Origin of the sequence: Pseudomonas sp. A34-9, from assembly GCF_029543085.1 — a bacterium.
GTDB lineage: Bacteria > Pseudomonadota > Gammaproteobacteria > Pseudomonadales > Pseudomonadaceae > Aquipseudomonas.
Genome location: NZ_CP119967.1, coordinates 1,188,929 through 1,207,259, shown reverse-complemented (window position 1 = coordinate 1,207,259; position 18,331 = coordinate 1,188,929). Strand labels below are relative to the sequence as shown.

Below are 18,331 nucleotides of genomic sequence, written 5' to 3'. Positions count from 1 at the left end.
GCCGCCCAAGCCCCCGAATCCCGCCATGTCGCGAAACGACAACTTGCCGACCGACACCGCTGCACGCCAAGATAGGCGCAGCATTCAGGAAGCCCAGCATGAAATTTTGCAGCCACTGCGGTAACCCGGTCACCCAGCGCATTCCCGAAGGCGATTCGCGGCTGCGATTTGTCTGTGACAGCTGTCAGACCATTCACTATCAGAACCCCAATATTGTCGCCGGCTGCGTGCCGACCTGGGGCACGAAAGTGTTGCTCTGCCGTCGCGCCATCGAGCCGCGCCTCGGTTACTGGACGTTGCCGGCGGGCTTCATGGAGAACGGCGAGACCATCGAACAGGCCGCCGTGCGTGAAACCGCCGAAGAGGCCTGCGCCCGGGTGCGCAACCTGAGCATTTACACACTGATCGATGTGCCGCACATCAGTCAGGTGCATGTGTTCTTCCGCGCCGAACTGGTTGATCTGGACTTTGCCGCCGGCCCCGAGAGCCTGGAAGTGCAACTATTCGACGAAGCCGACATTCCATGGGACGAGCTGGCTTTCCGCACGGTGGGGCGTACCTTAGAATGCTTCTTCGCTGATCGGCGTGTTGAGGTGTATCCGGTTCGTTCGGAATCGATTCCACCGCTCGCTCAGCCTGCCATCACCTAAAATATCCATAAATAAAATATCTGCGTCACTCCCTGGGGAATCGTTTCAATGCGCTGGTTGCTTGCCCTGTTCTGCCTGTCATTCGTTACCGTCTCCCAAGCGTCATTCGTGACTACCGTGACGCCTTCGAATACCCCGCTCATCGAGAAAGTCCTGGTGCTTAAATCGGCTCATCAACTGCAGTTGATCGCCGACGGCAAGCCGCTGAAGACCTATCGAATTTCTTTGGGCAAAGGCGCGAAGAAAGGCCCGAAACTGATTGAAGGCGACAAGCGCACACCGGAAGGCTTTTATTGGATCGACTGGCGCAAGACGAGCGACAAATTCAACCTGTCGATGCACATCTCCTACCCGAACATCAGCGATTCGGCCCGCGCCCGGCGTGAAGGCGTCGAACCTGGCGGGATGATCATGATCCACGGCACGCCGGACTCGGAAGAAACCCCGGAAGACCTGTTCCACACCCTGGACTGGACTGATGGCTGCGTCGCCATGCGCAACGTGGATATGCGCGAAGTCTGGAACCTGGTGCCGGATGGCACGATGGTCGAAATCCGCCCTTGACCACACCCAATAACCTGTGGCGAGGGAGCAAGCTCCCTCGCCACAAAGTGCTCATTCAGCCGTTACCGTCGGTCGGCGTTAAAAAATAAATCAAAAGATCGCAGCCTGCGGCAGCTCCTACAGAGGTGATACCACTCTCAACTGTAGGAGCTGCCGCAGGCTGCGATCTTTTGCTTTTTATAGGCCAGCCCTAATACCACTTGAAACCATGCCCTTTGAAACCCGCTATCCCATTGGGCCAAAGCCCATTTCCGTGCGTTGACATGGTATTCAAGTGGTATTAATTTCCGCCCCACAAGCGAGCCACAACAATCCTATACTCGCGTCGGAAATAACCTACATGAACGACCTCCACGCCCTACGCCCCGATGACTCCCAGCCGACGCCGCTGTACCTGCAACTGGCGCGCAATCTGGAAGCGGCGATTCATGCCGGGCAGTGGAAGTCCGAGCAGGCGATGCCGTCAGAGCGCAATCTCAGCGAAATGCTCGGTATCTCCCGGGTCACCGCACGCAAGGCGCTGGAAGTTCTCCTCGATCAAGGCCTGATTCGCCGTCTGCAAGGTTCCGGCACCTTCATCACGCCGCGCCTGGAACAACCGCTGTCGCGCCTCTCCGGTTTCAGCGAAATGCTTCGGCTCAAGGGCTTCGTCCCCAGCTCTCAATGGCTGGAGCGCGAAGTGACCTTGCCAACCCACGAAGAACTGATCCGCCTCAGCCTGTCGCCGAACGACAAGGTCGCGCGCATGAAGCGTCTGCGCAAAGCCGATGACACAGTCATGGCCATCGAAATGAGCACCCTGCCCGCCTCGATCATGCCCAAGCCGCAACTGGTCGGCGATTCGCTCTACGAATACCTCGACGGCATCGGCAAACCGATCGTCCGCGCCTTGCAGCACATTCAGGCGATCAACGCCTCGGACGAGTTCGCCGCGCTGGTCGGCATCGCCCCGGGCACCGCCATGTTGCTGATGACCCGGGTCGGCTACCTCGAAGACAACACACCGATCGAAGTCACCGACACCTATTGCCGCAACGACTACTACGACTTTGTTGCAGAGCTGCGCCGCTAGGCGGCCCAAAGCGAGAACCAAAATGTCCGAAGACAACATCCTCACCGCCAGCGGCTGGATTCGCGGCCGGCTGATCCACGAACACGGCAAAGTCGTGTCGATCGAAGGTATGCCCTGCGATCCGGCGAGCAATGACCTGCCCTATCTGCTGCCGGGTTTCATCGATCTGCACGTTCATGGCGGTGGCGGCAAAGACATCATGGAAGGTGCCAGCGCCTTCGAAACCATCACCAGAACCCACGTGCGTTTCGGCACCACCTCGCTGCTGGCCACCACCATGACCGCGCCGAGCGCTGAGATCTCCAGTGTGCTCAAGGAAGTCGAAGCATTCTGCGAACAGCGTCCGAAAGGTGCCGCGCGAGTACTCGGCGTACACCTCGAAGGCCCGTACATCAATCCGGGAAAACTCGGCGCGCAACCGAACTTCGCCCACACCGCGTTGATGGCCGAAGTCGAAGAATATCTGGCACTGGCGCCGATCCGCGTGATCACCATCGCCCCGGAAATCGCCGGCCACGACGGTTTGATTCGTGAGCTGAGCAGCCGTGGTATCCGCATGCAGATCGGCCACACCCTCGGCAGTTACGAGGAAGGCGTCGCCGCAATGGAGGCCGGTGCGACCAGTTTCACCCACCTCTACAACGCCATGAGCCCGCTGCATCACCGCGAGCCGGGCATCGTTGGCGCCGCATTGGCCCACGCCAAATTCGCCGAGCTGATTCCGGATTTGCTGCATGTACATCCCGGCGCCATTCGTGTGGCACTGCGCTCGATCCCGTGCCTGTACTGCGTCACCGATTCGACCGCCGCCGCCGGCATGCCCGACGGTGAATACAAGCTCGGCAGCCACACCGTGACCAAATGCCTGGGCGGCGTACGCCTGCCCGACGGCACCCTGGCCGGCAGCACGCTGACCATGGATCAGGCCCTGCGCAACCTGGTGAAGATCGGTTTGCCGATCGCCGAAGCGTCGCAGCGTCTGTCGCAATTTCCCGCCGACTACCTCGGCATCAACGAACGCGGGCGCCTTGCACCTGGCGCCTGGGCCGACTGCGTACGGCTCGATCGCTCACTCACACTGACCGCCGTCATGGTCGAAGGAGAAGACATTGACTTCAAAAATGCTTGAAGAGGCGCTGTCCTCGTTCGAGGCCGTGCAAGCCCAACTGCAACAGCTCGACCCGCAGATGATCGAGATCGCCGGGCGCCTGCGCCGTCAGCCGCCGCAAGTGGCAATGACGGTTGCGCGTGGCAGTTCCGACCACGCGGCGAGCTACTTCGCCTACCTGACCATGCAGCAACTGGGTGTGCCGGTGGCGTCGTTGCCGATGTCGGTGGTGACCATGCAGCAGGCGCCGTTGAAGGTCAGCGGTCAGGTCGCGTTTGCCTTTTCCCAGTCGGGGCAAAGCCCGGATCTGGTGAACAGCCTGCGCCTGTTGCGCAAGCGTGGCGCGCTCAGTGTGTCGATGGTCAACGCCGCCGATTCACCGCTGGAAGCAGCCTGTGAATTCAGCGTGCCATTGCTCGCCGGGACTGAAAGCAGCGTCGCCGCGACCAAAAGCTTTATCGCTACCCTCAGCGCCAGCGCTCGCCTGATCGCACACTGGAAAGAGGACAGCGAATTGCTGGAGGCCCACAACGCCCTGCCTGATGGCTTGCGCGAAGCGGCGCAACAGGACTGGAGCGTGGCCATCGAAGCGCTACGCGATTGCGAACGGTTGATGGTGATCGGTCGTGGCGCCGGTTTTGCCATCGCCCAAGAGGCGGCGCTGAAATTCAAGGAAACCTCGGCGATTCAGGCCGAAGCGTTCAGCAGCGCCGAAGTGCGTCACGGCCCGATGGCACTGATCGATGAACACTATCCGTTGCTGGTGTTCGCCCCGCGCGGTGCCGAGCAGGCAGGTTTGTTGAGCCTCGCGGCAGAAATGCGTCAACGCGGCGCCCGCGTCTTGCTGGCCGCACCGGACGATGTGAGCGAGCGCGACCTGACCCTGACCCGCGCCGAACACCCGGCCCTCGATCCAATTCTGGCGATCCAGAGTTTCTACGTGATGGCCGCTGGTCTCGCCGTGGCCCGTGGCATGGACCCGGATCAGCCGCGCCACCTGAGCAAAGTGACCCGCACCCATTAACAACGATTGCTGGATGCACAACCCGATTGGCGGACGCAAAACGCTGTTGATCGATGCACCGTCCTGTAGGAGCTGCCGCAGGCTGCGATCTTTTGATTTTGATTCACAAAAAACCAGATCAAAAGATCGCAGCCTGCGGCAGCTCCTACAGGGGCCAGCGAATTTCCTGATGAGAACGAGCCATGCACAACAACAATAAAGAGCTGACCCTCAGCGCCCCGCTCAGCGGCCCGGTGCTCACGCTCGCCAACGTTCCGGACGCGGTATTCGCCAGCGGCGCAATGGGTGACGGCATCGCGATCGACCCGATCAACGACACGCTGTACTCGCCGTGCGCCGGGGTGATCATTCACGTCGCGCGCACCGGCCACGCGCTCACCGTGCGTGCCGACAACGGTGCGGAAATCCTCCTGCATTTGGGCCTCGACACCGTAGAGTTGAACGGCGAAGGCTTCTCGATGCTGGTCAAGGAAGGTGGCCGCGTGACCAAGGGTCAGCCGTTGCTGCGCTATGACCTCGACAAGGTGGGCCAGCAATGCAAAAGCCTCGTCAGCCTGTTGATCCTGACCAACAGCCAGGATTTCCAGCTACGACCGATCACGCTCAAAGCCGTGAAAGTCGGTGAGCCGCTGCTGCACATCGTTGCGCGCAACGGTTCGGCAGCGAGCGCAGAAGTCATCGGCGGGCCTGAGGTTCATGGTCAGGCGTTGGTGGCTCATCGCGGCGGTTTGCATGCGCGCCCGGCGGCGTTGATTCGTCAGACCGCGCAAGGTTTCAAGAGCCAGTCGCAACTGCACTTTGCCGGCAAATCGGCGCCGTGCAACAGCCTGATCGGTTTGATGGGTTTGGCGGTTGGCGAGCAGGATGAAGTGCAGGTCAGCTGTCAGGGCCCGGATGCTGAGGCGGCGCTGCAAGCGTTGCTCACTGCGTTGGCGACGGCCCTGCCGGATGATCATCACGCCGCTGCACCGGTCAGTGTTGCGTCTCTTCAACGCCCTGCCGAAGCCGGTGTGCTGCACGGTGTGTGCGCCGCGCCGGGGCTGGTCGGGGGGCCGCTGTTTCACTTGAACGCGATCAGTTTGCCAGCGGATGCCGGTGATCATGACCCGTTGCAACAACAGCAGATTCTTGAGGCGGCGCTGACTCAAGTGCGCAGCGAAATCGACGGCACCCTCGCCCAAGCGAAAAAACACAAGAATACCGATGAAGAAGCGATCTTCGCCGCGCATTTGGCATTGCTTGAAGATCCGGCACTGGTCGACGCCGCGCAGCAATCCATCGAACAAGGCACTGCGGCGACTCACGCCTGGAGCCAGTCGATCGATGTGCAATGCGAAGTGCTGCAACACACCGGCAGCGCGCTGCTGGCCGAACGCGCCAACGATCTGCGCGACCTCAAACAACGCGTGCTGCGCGCATTACTCGGCGAAGCTTGGCATTACGATGTACCGGCCGGCGCTGTTGTTGCCGCACATGAATTGACCCCCTCGGATCTTCTGCAACTCAGCGCGCAAGGTGTCGCCGGGTTGTGCATGGCCGAGGGTGGCGCGACTTCGCACGTGGCGATTCTGGCGCGTGGCAAAGGTCTGCCGTGCATGGTCGCGCTGGGCTCGGCATTACTTGATCAACCGCAAGGTCAATCGGTCGTGCTCGATGCCGACGGTGGTCGTCTGGAACTGACGCCCGACGCCGAGCGCCTGGCTGAAGTCAAGCAGGCGCAAATTGATCGCCAGCAACGCCGCGATGCTCAACAAGCCAAAGCTCATCTGCCCGCCGAAACCCGCAATGGCGTGGTTATAGAAGTCGTCGCCAACGTTGCCTCCAGCGCTGAAGCGGCGGACGCCTTCGCTAACGGCGCCGATGGTGTAGGCCTGTTGCGCACTGAGTTTTTATTCGTTGATCGGCAGACCGCGCCGGATGTCGAAGAACAGCGTTTAGCCTATCAAAACGTGCTGGATGCGATGGGCGACCACTCGGTGATCATCCGCACCATCGACGTCGGTGGCGACAAGCAACTCGACTATCTGCCGCTGCCAATCGAAGCCAACCCGGTGCTCGGTCTGCGCGGCATTCGTCTGGCCCAGGCGCGCCCGGAAATCCTCGATCAGCAACTGCGCGCATTGCTACAAGTCAGCCCGCTGCGTCGCTGCCGGATCCTGTTGCCGATGGTCACCGAAGTCGATGAGCTGCTGCACATTCGCCAGCGTGTCGATGCGTTGTGCATCGAGTTGGGTGTGAGTCAACGCCCGGAAATCGGCGTGATGATCGAAGTCCCCGCTGCCGCATTACAAGCCGAACAACTCGCCGAACACGCCGACTTCCTCTCGATCGGCACCAACGATTTGTCGCAATACACCTTGGCCATGGACCGCGACCATGCAGGCCTGGCCGCCCGCGTCGACGCCCTGCACCCGGCGTTGCTGCGCCTGATCGCCATGACCTGCGAAGGCGCGGCGGTGCACAAACGTTGGGTCGGCGTCTGCGGCGCTCTCGCTTCCGAACCGCTAGCGACGCCGGTGCTGATCGGCCTCGGCGTCACTGAACTGTCGGTCAGTCCGGTGCAGATCGGTGAAATCAAGGATCGCGTGCGCCAGGTGCACGAAACCGAATGCCGGCGCCTCAGCCACGACCTGCTCAAGCTGAGCAGCGCCGCCGCCGTGCGTCATGCCTGTCATCAACATTGGCCACTGCGCTAACAAAAACAAAAAGGACAAACGCCATGTACCAACTCTTCATCGAAGGCCTGCAACGCCTCGGCCGCGCGCTGATGCTGCCGATCGCGATCCTGCCGATTGCCGGCCTGCTGCTGCGTCTGGGCGATACCGACCTGCTGAACATCGCGATCATCCACGACGCCGGCCAGGTGATTTTCGCCAACCTGGCAATGATCTTCGCCATCGGCATCGCCGTCGGCTTCGCCAAGGACAACAACGGCACTGCCGGTCTGGCCGGGGTGATCGGTTATCTGGTGATGATCTCAACGCTCAAGGTGCTCGATGCGAGCATCAACATGGGCATGCTCGCCGGGATCGTCAGCGGCCTGATGGCCGGCGCGCTGTACAACCGCTTCAAGGACATCAAGCTGCCGGAGTATCTGGCGTTCTTCGGCGGACGGCGCTTTGTGCCGATAGTCACCGGGTTTGCGGCGGTCGGTCTGGGCGTGGTGTTTGGCTACATCTGGCCGCCGATCCAGCACGGCATCAATGCTTTCGGTGCGCTGATGATGGAAAGCGGCAGCATCGGTGCGTTCGTGTTTGGCGTGTTCAACCGCCTGCTGATCGTCACCGGCCTGCACCACATCCTCAACAACATGGCGTGGTTTGTATTCGGCAACTTCACCGATCCAACCACCGGCGCACTGGTGACGGGCGACCTGTCGCGCTACTTCGCCGGCGATCCGAAGGGCGGCCAGTTCATGACCGGCATGTTTCCGATGATGATCTTCGGCCTGCCCGCCGCGTGTCTGGCGATGTATCGCAATGCCCTGCCGGAGCGGCGCAAAGTGATGGGCGGGATTTTTCTGTCGATGGCGCTGACTTCATTCCTGACCGGCGTGACCGAACCGATTGAATTCGCCTTCATGTTTTTGGCGCCGCTGTTGTATCTGCTGCATGCGCTGCTGACCGGGTTGTCGATGGCGATTACCAATGCACTGAACATCCATTTGGGCTTTACCTTTTCGGGCGGTTTTATCGACATGGTGCTGGGCTGGGGCCGGTCGACCAATGGCTGGCTGGTGATTCCGGTCGGGCTGGCTTATGCGGTCATCTATTACGCGGTGTTCGACTTCTGTATCCGTCGTTTCAATCTGAAAACGCCGGGACGTGAGGATGTGGCCGCTGCAGAGAAATCTGTGCTGACAGAAAACGAGCGCGCCGCTGCGTACATCAAAGCCTTGGGCGGTGCCGAGAATCTGGTGACTGTCGGTGCGTGCACCACGCGTCTGCGACTGGAGATGGTCGATCGCAACAAGGCATCCGATGCTGATCTGAAAGCGCTGGGCGCGATGGCGGTTGTGCGTCCGGGCAAGGGTGGGAGTTTGCAAGTAGTGGTCGGGCCGCTGGCCGACAGCATCGCTGATGAGATTCGCCTGGCGATGCCGGCGTTGGGGCGTGCGCTTGTGGCTGCACCTGTAGTGGCTGTCGAAGAACCTAAGGCGGTTGTGGTCGCAAGTTCGGAAGCTCAGCAATGGCTGAAAGCGCTGGGGGGTAGCGACAATGTGCTGCAACTGGACTGCATTGCGATGAGCCGGATTCGCTTGTTGCTGGCAGATGGCAAGGCGCTGTCCGAGGTGCAGTTGAAAGAACTGGGGTGTCAGGGTGTCAGCCAGTTGGAAGGTGGGGTTTGGCATTTGCTGGTGGGGGATAAGGCCGCGAGTTTGAGTGGAGCGCTTGAGGCGCTGGTCAGTCGCAGTGAAATCAGTGCCAAGGTTTAATCTACACAAAAAAGAACCCGGCTTAGGCCGGGTTTTTATCGCCAAAAAAATTCGGTTCAGGATGAATGCTGTTCCGATTGGTAATGGCGGGTCTGAAATGGCATCAGCGTTTGAACCTTCAATCCAAGGCTTTCTGCCAATCCCCAAGAAACGGCCAATTCATCTTTGCGATTGCGTAATGAAGCCTTCGTCTGAGGCGCAACATCCTGCTTCGGTGTCGAGTGAGCGAAAAGTTCCAACGCATGAAGCGTTTCCAATACGCGGGTATCAGAGACACAAGAGAAACGCGTAAATCGCTCCAACAGATAGGCGGCACGACGACGTTCAATATCATCACTATGATGCTGCAGAAACGCCTTAACCTCGCTTTCAACATTTGAATCCGAGTACCAGACTTCTTTGGCGGCATTCACTAGTGCGACGTCATCAGCCTGATTCAAAGGGCTTCTGACGAGCGTGTCTAATGCGGATGAGAGCACGTGAGCGTCATTCGGCTTCGTCATCTGCTTTCTCCAGATAGTCCCGCAAGATGTTAGTCAGAACCGAGGTTGGTGGCTCTTTGTTGCCAACATATACATCAATTGCCTGCAATGCCAGATGCCGAAGCTCGCTGGTCAGTATGAATCCACACCTTAGAAGTGCATTGATGTCTGCGATATCGTGATCTGTAGCCCTGCCCAGCTTTGTAATGGCGATGTCGACGGGGGCAGCAATATGGATGTGTAGAGGAGACTCCAGCGAAAACTCCGACAAGGGGATACTTCGAGACCAATAGTCCTCATGAATCGGACCAAAGCTAGTGTTGTATTGCAGGTCGTAGTTCAACTCCATCCTTCGAGCAGAAAGCTCATCGACAAAGGTCTCCGGCACCCCCGCCAGTAGCGTGCGCAGGTCGAGTCCTGCCGGAATGCATGCCTCATAGATCTCCGCGTCTACGTCCAACGATATGCGGTGATGGGTGTAGAGGTGAACTGCACATCCTCCAAACACAATGATCTTGACCGCTCCAGGTGCTGCACTCTCTTGAACCAATTCCGCCTCGACTGACTTAAACATAGATACCAGCGCCCGCCCCAACGCGGTGTTCGTGTTGATGCGCGGTGTGACGACGGGAAGTAATTCCATTTTTCATCCTCAAAGTCATATCGACGGCTTTAGCAAAAGGAGCAACGTCCCGTTTTCGGTCTATCGCCAAGTTTTCTTTTTTGCCAGAGACAGCCCAAGGTAGAGAGGCCACTTCCGAGGGACAACCTGAAAAACCGGTAGGAAAAATCTGTTATCTGAAGAGGTACAGGAAGTATTCCGACAGCCGTGAAAATGCTTTCGTGAGCAAGCTCACTCCTAGAGTTGGACTGAGTACATCTGTAAAAACAGTTCGGCCGTCAGGCCGCCTTCGCGAGCAGGTGCAGGCCCTGGAAGAGCAAGAGCCGACCGCATTCTCTTCACCACTCAACAGGATGAGCGTTAGCTCGGCTGCAGCTCTTGATCTTGATCCACCGACCCCGTCGACAGGCTGAGTGGAGGGATTTATCCGGGGGTGGGAGCGCAGCGACCGTTTGGCGCAGCCAAATGCATCGAGAGGAGGTGCAGCGAAGCAAACCGTAGGCGATGCGCCCGGATGGATCCCGGAGCGAAGGAACCCCGAGCTTTAGCGAGCGGGCCGAACGTTGGGGCAAGCCTTTTGGGTTACCTTTTCGGCGTTTGGAAAAGGTGACCCGCCGTAAGGGCGGAACCCTGAGCAGCCGTTACCGCAGCAATGGATATGTACCCGGTCAGCCAGAACATCATTGCCCGACCCATCGCTTTCGCGAGCAAGCTCCCACAGTTGAATGAAGTCGCCAACCAAATCGCAGGCAACAAAAAACCCGCAGACAATTGCTCATCTGCGGGTCTCTCATTCCAGCGGCAGAAAGATCAGAAATCTTCCAGCCGCCACACTTCATAAGCCGGTGTCTCATAGGGATGACTGAGCTTCAACGCAGCCACAACAGCGACGATCAACTCATCCGCCACCACAAGCTCGACTTTCCATTCCTCAACCCGCTCAACCTGCCCCGCTTCCCCAATAAACGGCTGACTGCCGTCCAAAGGTCGAAACTGGCCCAGACCAAGCACCTGCCAGGCACAGTGGTCATAGTCACCGATCCGCCCACCACCGGCAGCGAACACAGCGCCTTTGACCACCTCGACATGACTGTCAGGAACAAAAAAACCGAGCTTGTACACAGGCCTTAGTTAACCCAGACACGAGCATTACGGAACATACGCATCCAGGGTGCGTCCTCGTTCCAGTCTTCCGAACGCCACGAGTTCTGCACCGCACGGAACACCCGCTCCGGGTGCGGCATCATGATCGTCACACGGCCATCACGGCTGGTGAGACCAGTAATCCCGCGCGGCGAACCGTTCGGGTTGGCCGGATAACGCTCGGTGACCTTGCCATGGTTGTCGACGAAACGCATCGCCACGCAACCGGACAGATCGGCTTCCAGCAGTGCTTCTTCGCTGGAGAACTCGGCGTGACCTTCACCGTGAGCAATGGCGATCGGCATGCGCGAACCGGCCATGCCCTGCAGGAAGATCGAGTTCGATTCCTGGATCTGCACCATCGCCACGCGCGCTTCGAACTGCTCGGAGCGGTTACGCACGAAGTGCGGCCAGAACTCGCTGCCCGGGATCAGCTCGTGCAGGTTGGACATCATCTGGCAACCGTTGCACACGCCGAGGGTGAAGCTGTCGTTACGTTCGAAGAAACCCTGGAACGCATCGCGGGCGCGGCTGTTGAACAGCGCCGACTTGGCCCAGCCTTCACCGGCGCCGAGAACGTCGCCGTAGGAGAAACCACCGCAGGCCACCAGACCTTTGAACTCGTTCAGGTCAACGCGGCCAGCGAGAATGTCGCTCATGTGCACGTCGATCGCGTTGAAACCGGCGCGGTCGAACGCTGCTGCCATTTCCACCTGACCGTTGACGCCCTGCTCACGCAAAACGGCAACCTGTGGGCGAATGCCTTTCTTGATGTAAGGCGCAGCGATGTCCTGATTGACGTCGTAGCTCAGCTTGACGCTCAGGCCCGGGTTGTCTTCTTCCAGCAGCACGTCAAACTCTTGTTCGGCGCAGTCGGCGTTGTCGCGCAGACGCTGGATCTGGTAGCTGGTTTCAGCCCAGGTACGCTGCAGCAGACGACGCTGGCCTTCGAACACGGTGTCACCGTTGAAGGTGATGTTGATCTGGCCATTGTTGATCGGCTGACCGATCACCGACACGCAGTCACCCAGACCGGCCGCGCTGAATTGCGCGAGGATGTCTGGCGTGGCGTCCTGACGAACCTGAATGACCGCGCCCAGCTCTTCGTTGAACAGGATGGCGGCGATGTCGGCGCTGGTTTCCGCCAGACCGTCGAGGTTCAGGCTCAGACCGCAATGACCGGCGAAGGCCATTTCCACTACGGAGGTCAGCAGACCACCGTCGGAACGGTCATGGTAAGCCAGCAGGTGACCGTCGGCGTTGAGGCCCTGGATCACCGCGAAGAAGGCTTTCAGGTCTTCGGCGTCATCGACGTCCGGCGCGTGTTTGCCGAGTTTGCCGTGGACTTGAGCAAGGATCGAGGCGCCCATACGGTTCTGACCGCGACCGAGGTCGATCAGGATCAGGTCGGTGGTGCCCTTGTCCATGCGCAGTTCCGGGGTCAGGGTCTGACGGATGTCAGCCACTGGCGCGAAACCGGTCACGATCAGCGACATCGGCGAGGTCACGGTTTTTTCTTCGCCGTTGTCGTTCCAGCGGGTGGCCATGGACATCGAGTCCTTGCCCACCGGAATGGTAATGCCCAGCTCAGGGCACAGTTCCATGCCGACCGCTTTCACGGTGTCGTACAGACGCGCGTCTTCGCCCGGGTGGCCGGCAGCGGACATCCAGTTCGCCGACAGTTTGATGTCGGAGATCTTGTTGATACGCGATGCGGCGATGTTGGTCAGGGTTTCGCCGATGGCCATGCGGCCCGACGCCGGAGCGTCCAGCAATGCCAGCGGAGTACGCTCGCCCATCGCCATCGCTTCACCGGTGTAAACGTCGAAGCTGGTCGCGGTGACGGCAACGTCGGCCACCGGAACCTGCCACGGGCCGACCATTTGGTCACGGGCGACGAGGCCGGTGATGGTGCGGTCGCCGATGGTGATCAGGAAGCTCTTGCTCGCCACGGCCGGGTGATGCAGAACGCGCTCGATGCTTTCGCTGATGTCGAGGTTCGACGGATCGAAATCATCGCCCAGCTCAGCTTCACGGGTTACAGAACGGTGCATGCGCGGAGCTTTACCCAGCAACACTTCCAGTGGCATGTCCACCGGGTTGTTGCCGAAGTGGCTGTCGGTCACGGTCAGTTGCGGCTCGGCAGTCGCCTCGCCCACTACGGCGAACGGGCAGCGCTCGCGTTCGCAGATTGCCTGGAAACGCTCGAAGTCTTCCGGGCCGACGGCCAGAACATAACGTTCCTGGGATTCGTTGGACCAGATTTCGTGCGGGGCCATGCCCGGCTCGTCGTTTGGAATGTTGCGCAGTTCGAAACGGCCACCGCGGTCGCCGTCGTTGACCAGTTCCGGGAAGGCGTTGGACAGACCGCCCGCACCCACGTCGTGGATGAAGCTGATCGGGTTCTTGTCGCCCAGCTGCCAGCAACGGTCGATGACTTCTTGGCAGCGACGCTCCATTTCAGGGTTCTCACGCTGCACGGAAGCGAAGTCGAGATCCGCCGAGCTGGTGCCGGTGGCCATCGAGGAAGCCGCGCCACCGCCCAGACCGATCAGCATCGCCGGGCCGCCGAGCACGATCAGCTTGGAGCCGACCACGATCTCGCCTTTCTTGACGTGTTCTTCGCGGATGTTGCCCATGCCGCCGGCCAGCATGATCGGCTTGTGGTAACCACGAACTTCGTCACCGTGCGGGGTGGTGATCGACTGTTCGAAGGTACGGAAGTAGCCAGTCAGGGCCGGACGACCGAATTCGTTGTTGAACGCAGCGCCGCCGAGCGGGCCTTCGATCATGATGTCCAGCGCGGTAACGATGCGCTCAGGCTTGCCGTATGGCACTTCCCACGGCTGTTCGAAGCCCGGGATCTGCAGGTTGGACACGGTGAAACCGGTCAGGCCGGCCTTTGGCTTGGCGCCACGGCCGGTTGCACCTTCGTCACGGATCTCGCCGCCGGAACCGGTGGACGCGCCCGGGAACGGAGCGATCGCGGTCGGGTGGTTGTGGGTCTCGACCTTCATCAGGATGTGCACCGGCTCCTGCACCGCGCCGTACTGGCGGGTCTCAGGGTTCGGGAAGAAACGGCCGGCCACGTTGCCGACGATTACCGAGGCGTTGTCCTTATAAGCCGACAGAACGCCTTCGCTGTGCATCACGTAGGTGTTCTTGATCATGCCGAACAGGCTTTTTTCCTGGTTCTCGCCATCAATATCCCAACTGGCGTTGAAGATCTTGTGGCGGCAGTGCTCGGAGTTGGCCTGGGCGAACATCATCAGTTCGATGTCGTGCGGGTTGCGCTTGAGACCGTTGAAGGCGTTGACCAGATAGTCGATTTCGTCTTCGGCCAGGGCCAGGCCCAGCTCGGTGTTGGCTTTTTCCAGCGCGCCGCGGCCGCCACCGAGGATATCGATGGCGGTCAGCGGCTTCGGTTCGGCGTGGCTGAACAGACCGGCGGCCTGTTCGAGGTTGGCCAGCACGATCTGGGTCATGCGGTCATGCAGGACGTCGGCAATCTGCTGCGCTTCGGCTTCGCTGAACTGACCGGCCACGTAGAAGGCGATACCGCGCTCCAGACGCTGGATCTTGCTCAGACCGCAGTTGCGGGCAATGTCGCTGGCCTTGCTCGACCATGGCGAGATGGTGCCGAAACGCGGCAACACCAGGAACAGACGACCGGTCGGCTCTTGTACCGGAACGCTTGGGCCGTACTTCAGAAGGCGCGCAAGCACCTGCTGTTCGTCGCCGGTCAGGACGCCGGTGACTTCGGCGAAGTGAGCGAATTCAGCATACAGGCCACTGACAGCTGGAACCTTCTGGCTCAGTTGCTCAAGGAGTTTGCTGTGGCGAAAGGCAGAAAGGGCAGGAGCGCCGCGCAGGATCAACATCTTCGGGACAGCCTCGGGAAGGGGTGTGCTTTGAGGCCGTGCATTCTAGCCTAAACCGCCTTCAACATCACCCGAAACGCTACGCACGGTTGCACTCGGGTATCAATCTGTGTTTCCGACTTCAGAGTCAGGTAAATCAGCTGTTCAGGGGGCACTTATTTTTACTGTAACAAAAAGCCGTAAGGGCCCGTTTCTGCGGGGTTTCGTCCGGTTTTGTGATCGCTAGCAGACTCGCCCTGCACTGTCGAGATATGGCGCCCGTGGCCGTTTGCGTATACTGCGCAGATGTTTTTCCCAACGGCTTTGCGTCCGCGGTACGCCAAATGGCTGATCGCAACCGGACTCTTCCTGATGCTCGGTGGCTGTGTTGATAAACCCAACACACTCGAGCGCGTAAAGGAGGATGGTGTGCTGCGGGTGATCACCCGTAACAGCCCCGCCACCTACTTCCAGGATCGCAGCGGTGAAACCGGCTTCGAATACGAGCTGGTGAAGCGTTTCGCCGACGATTTGGGGGTCGAACTGAAGATCGAGACCGCCGACAACCTCGACGATCTTTTCGACCAGATCGGTAAACCGAACGGCCCGGTACTGGCTGCTGCCGGTCTGGTCAGCAGCGAGCAACGCAAGAAGCAGGTGCGGTTCTCGCACTCCTATCTCGAAGTCACCCCGCAGATCATTTACCGCAATGGCCAGTCGCGGCCGACCGATCCCGGCGATCTGGTCGGCAAGAAGATAATGGTGCTTAAAGGCAGCACTCACGCCGAGCAGCTGGCCGAGCTGAAAAAGAAATTTCCCGGCATCGAGTACGAAGAGTCCGACGCAGTTGAAGTGGTCGACCTGCTGCGCATGGTCGATGAAGGCCAGATTGACCTGACGCTGGTCGATTCCAACGAAGTGGCGATGAACCAGGTGTACTTCACCAATATTCGTGTGGCCTTCGACCTCGGTGATGCGCGCAGCCAGAGCTGGGCGGTCGGCCCGGGTGAAGACAACAGCCTGCTCAACGAGATCAACGCGTACCTCGACAAAGTCCAGAAGAACGGCACGTTGCAACGCTTGAAGGATCGCTATTACGGCCACGTCGATGTCCTCGGCTACATGGGCGCCACGACCTTCGCCCAACACCTGCAGCAGCGCCTGCCGAAGTACGAACAGCACTTCAAGAACTACGCGAAGAAAGAGAAAGTCGACTGGCGCCTGCTGGCAGCCATTGGTTATCAGGAATCGCTGTGGCAGCCGACGGTTACCTCGAAGACCGGCGTGCGCGGGCTGATGATGCTGACCCAGAACACCGCTCAGGCGATGGGCGTGTCCAACCGCCTCGATCCGAAGCAGAGCATCATGGGCGGAGCGAAATACCTGGCTTATATGAAGGATCAGCTCGACGATTCGATCAAGGAACCGGATCGCACGTGGTTCGCCCTGGCGGCGTACAACGTCGGCAGCGGTCATCTCGATGACGCGCGCAAACTGGCAGCCAAGGAAGGGTTGAACCCGGACAAATGGCTGGACGTGAAAAAGATCCTGCCGCGCCTGTCGCAAAAGCAGTGGTACAGCAAGACGCGCTATGGCTACGCCCGAGGCGGCGAGCCGGTACATTTTGTGGCGAACATTCGTCGTTATTACGACATTCTGACGTGGGTGACCCAGCCACAGCTTGAGGGCGATCAGGTGGCCGAGGGCAATCTGCATGTGCCGGGCATCGACAAGTCAAAACCGGCGCAAGAACCTGCCCCTCTTTAAAGCAAAAGATCGCAGCCTTCGGCAGCTCCTACAGGGTTATGCGTACACCTGTAGGAGCTGCCGAAGGCTGCGATCTTTTGATCTTAGCCCTTGAGAGCAGCGGCCAGGATCAGCGCTTTCATTTCGGACACAGCAGACTTGAACCCGACGAACAACGCATGCGCCACCAGCGCATGGCCGATGTTCAGTTCGTTGATGCCCTTGATCGCCGCGACGGCTTCAACGTTGTGGTAATGCAAGCCGTGACCGGCATTGACGATCAGGCCCTGGGCCAGACCAAACGCCACGCCATCCGCCACGCGCTTGAGTTCTTCAGCGACTTCAGTCGGGGTTTCAGCATCGGCATAACGACCGGTGTGCAACTCAATGGCCGGCGCGCCAACGCGCTTCGACGCGGCAATCTGGCGCTCGTCGGCATCGATGAACAGCGACACTTCGCTGCCGATCTTCGACAGACGCTCGACCGCTGCCTTGATGCGCTCTTCCTGTCCCGCGACATCCAGACCGCCTTCAGTGGTCAGCTCCTGACGGGTTTCCGGGACCAGACAGATGTGCGCCGGGCGGATGCGTTCGGCGAAGGCCATCATTTCTTCGGTGACGCCCATTTCGAAGTTCATGCGGGTTTGCAGCACGTCCTTGAGCAGCAGAACATCGCGCTCCTGAATGTGGCGGCGGTCTTCGCGCAGGTGCACGGTGATGCCATCGGCGCCCGCCTCTTCCGCGTCCAGTGCTGCCTTGACCGGGTCCGGGTAGCGCGTGCCACGGGCCTGACGCAGGGTGGCGACGTGGTCGATGTTCACGCCAAGAAGAATGCGATTGCTGGTGGTCACGGATGCGCTCCTGAATTGAGAGATTCGGCGCACAGCATATCAGGGCTTGCGAAACAGCTCGCGACTGACGAGAGGTCGACCGCCCAGGTGAACGGCCAATGCCTGACGCATCAGACGCTTGGCGGCTGAGAGTGCGCCGGGAGCAGTCCAGTCGGCCTCGGCCATGGCCAGCAGTTCGGTGCCGTTGAACAAACCCGGTTGCAGCAGATGAACCTGTTCGAGCCCGGCATCCACTTGCAGGCGATACAGGCCATCGGGCGCAATGGGCTCACCGTGGATATCGCTATTCAGGGAAAAGCCGTAGCCGAGATCGTCCAGCAGTCGCCACTCGAAGGAACGCAGCAACGGCTCCAGAGGACGGCCTTCGGCCAATGCCAGCAAGGTCGCGGCGTAGTGATCGAAGACACCCGGATGCGGATCTTCGGCGGGCAGCAAGCGGATCAGCAACTCATTGAGATAGAGGCCACTGAACAGCGCCTCGCCGTTAAGCCACGCAGAGGTGCCAGAGCTCTCCATGCGCCCGACATTCTTCAGCTCACCCTTGCCACGGAACTCGACTTCCAGCGACACGAAGGGCCGCGCCAGTGTCCCGGCCTTGCCTCGCGCACTGCGCAACACCGCCCGCAGCCGACCTTGCGGCGTGAGGAAATCCACCAGCGCACTGGTTTCGCGGTAGGCGCGACTGTGCAGGACGTAGGCGGGTTGGGCGGGAGGTGGGTTTTGCGACATTGGGTTCTCGATGAAGAAACGCAGTTTTACACACAACCCAAAACC

Annotated in this window: 14 protein-coding genes; 8 read left to right on the top strand and 6 right to left on the bottom strand. The window is 59.9% G+C overall.

The genetic code is table 11. From position 1 onward, the window contains the following. Positions 1-98: 98 nt before the first annotated feature. The 7 genes from P3G59_RS05160 to nagE all read left to right on the top strand — a co-directional run bounded on the left by P3G59_RS05160 (position 99) and on the right by nagE (position 8,853). Positions 99-650: an NUDIX hydrolase gene (locus P3G59_RS05160; RefSeq protein ID WP_095119357.1), complete on the top strand. Its 552-nt coding sequence runs from the start codon at positions 99-101 to the stop codon at positions 648-650. A gap of 48 nt (positions 651-698) precedes the next feature. Beyond that, a complete protein-coding gene (locus P3G59_RS05155) occupies positions 699-1,214 on the top strand; it encodes a L,D-transpeptidase family protein (RefSeq protein ID WP_095050942.1) in 516 nt (171 codons plus the stop codon). A 340-nt stretch (positions 1,215-1,554) separates the two neighbouring features. Further along, positions 1,555-2,286, top strand: coding sequence for a GntR family transcriptional regulator (locus P3G59_RS05150; RefSeq protein ID WP_277760708.1), 732 nt, complete (start codon positions 1,555-1,557; stop codon positions 2,284-2,286). Between the two features lie 22 nt (positions 2,287-2,308). Continuing rightward, positions 2,309-3,415 (top strand): N-acetylglucosamine-6-phosphate deacetylase, encoded by a 1,107-nt coding sequence (gene nagA / locus P3G59_RS05145; protein WP_277760707.1) that lies wholly within the window; start codon positions 2,309-2,311, stop codon positions 3,413-3,415. Continuing rightward, on the top strand, positions 3,396-4,418 hold the full coding sequence (locus P3G59_RS05140; protein ID WP_277760706.1) for an SIS domain-containing protein: 1,023 nt from the start codon (positions 3,396-3,398) through the stop codon (positions 4,416-4,418). Before nagA ends, P3G59_RS05140 begins: the two co-directional genes overlap by 20 nt. 182 nt (positions 4,419-4,600) lie before the next feature. Next, positions 4,601-7,114 carry a phosphoenolpyruvate--protein phosphotransferase gene (ptsP, locus tag P3G59_RS05135; protein WP_277760705.1) on the top strand — a complete coding sequence of 838 codons (2,514 nt, stop codon included), beginning with the start codon at positions 4,601-4,603 and terminating at the stop codon, positions 7,112-7,114. Between the two features lie 23 nt (positions 7,115-7,137). After that, on the top strand, positions 7,138-8,853 hold the full coding sequence (gene nagE, locus P3G59_RS05130; protein ID WP_277760704.1) for an N-acetylglucosamine-specific PTS transporter subunit IIBC: 1,716 nt from the start codon (positions 7,138-7,140) through the stop codon (positions 8,851-8,853). 56 nt (positions 8,854-8,909) lie between these two features. Here nagE and P3G59_RS05125 read toward each other — a convergent pair whose 3' ends face one another. The 4 genes from P3G59_RS05125 to purL all read right to left on the bottom strand — a co-directional run bounded on the left by P3G59_RS05125 (position 8,910) and on the right by purL (position 14,981). After that, positions 8,910-9,356, bottom strand: coding sequence for a hypothetical protein (locus P3G59_RS05125; RefSeq protein WP_277760703.1), 447 nt, complete (start codon positions 9,354-9,356; stop codon positions 8,910-8,912). Then, positions 9,340-9,978, bottom strand: a complete 639-nt coding sequence (locus P3G59_RS05120; protein WP_277760702.1) for a DUF6036 family nucleotidyltransferase — start codon at positions 9,976-9,978, stop codon at positions 9,340-9,342. The genes P3G59_RS05125 and P3G59_RS05120 overlap by 17 nt, the downstream gene beginning before the upstream one ends. Before the next feature lie 789 nt (positions 9,979-10,767). Further along, positions 10,768-11,079, bottom strand: a complete 312-nt coding sequence (locus tag P3G59_RS05115) for a YqfO family protein (RefSeq protein ID WP_025112172.1) — start codon at positions 11,077-11,079, stop codon at positions 10,768-10,770. 5 nt (positions 11,080-11,084) lie between these two features. Next, entirely contained in the window at positions 11,085-14,981 is a 3,897-nt protein-coding gene (gene purL, locus P3G59_RS05110; RefSeq protein ID WP_277760701.1) for a phosphoribosylformylglycinamidine synthase, read from the bottom strand. Positions 14,982-15,266: 285 nt separating this feature from the next. Between purL and mltF the strand changes: the two genes are divergently transcribed. After that, the gene (gene mltF / locus P3G59_RS05105) at positions 15,267-16,727 is read left to right on the top strand and encodes a membrane-bound lytic murein transglycosylase MltF (RefSeq protein WP_277760700.1); all 1,461 of its coding nucleotides are present in this window, start codon (positions 15,267-15,269) and stop codon (positions 16,725-16,727) included. Between the two features lie 83 nt (positions 16,728-16,810). Here the strand turns inward: mltF and pdxJ are convergent, their stop codons facing one another. Continuing rightward, positions 16,811-17,557: a pyridoxine 5'-phosphate synthase gene (gene pdxJ, locus P3G59_RS05100; protein WP_047292711.1), complete on the bottom strand. Its 747-nt coding sequence runs from the start codon at positions 17,555-17,557 to the stop codon at positions 16,811-16,813. Positions 17,558-17,596: 39 nt separating this feature from the next. Next, positions 17,597-18,286, bottom strand: coding sequence for a DNA repair protein RecO (recO, locus tag P3G59_RS05095; RefSeq protein ID WP_277760699.1), 690 nt, complete (start codon positions 18,284-18,286; stop codon positions 17,597-17,599). Positions 18,287-18,331: the final 45 nt, after the last annotated feature.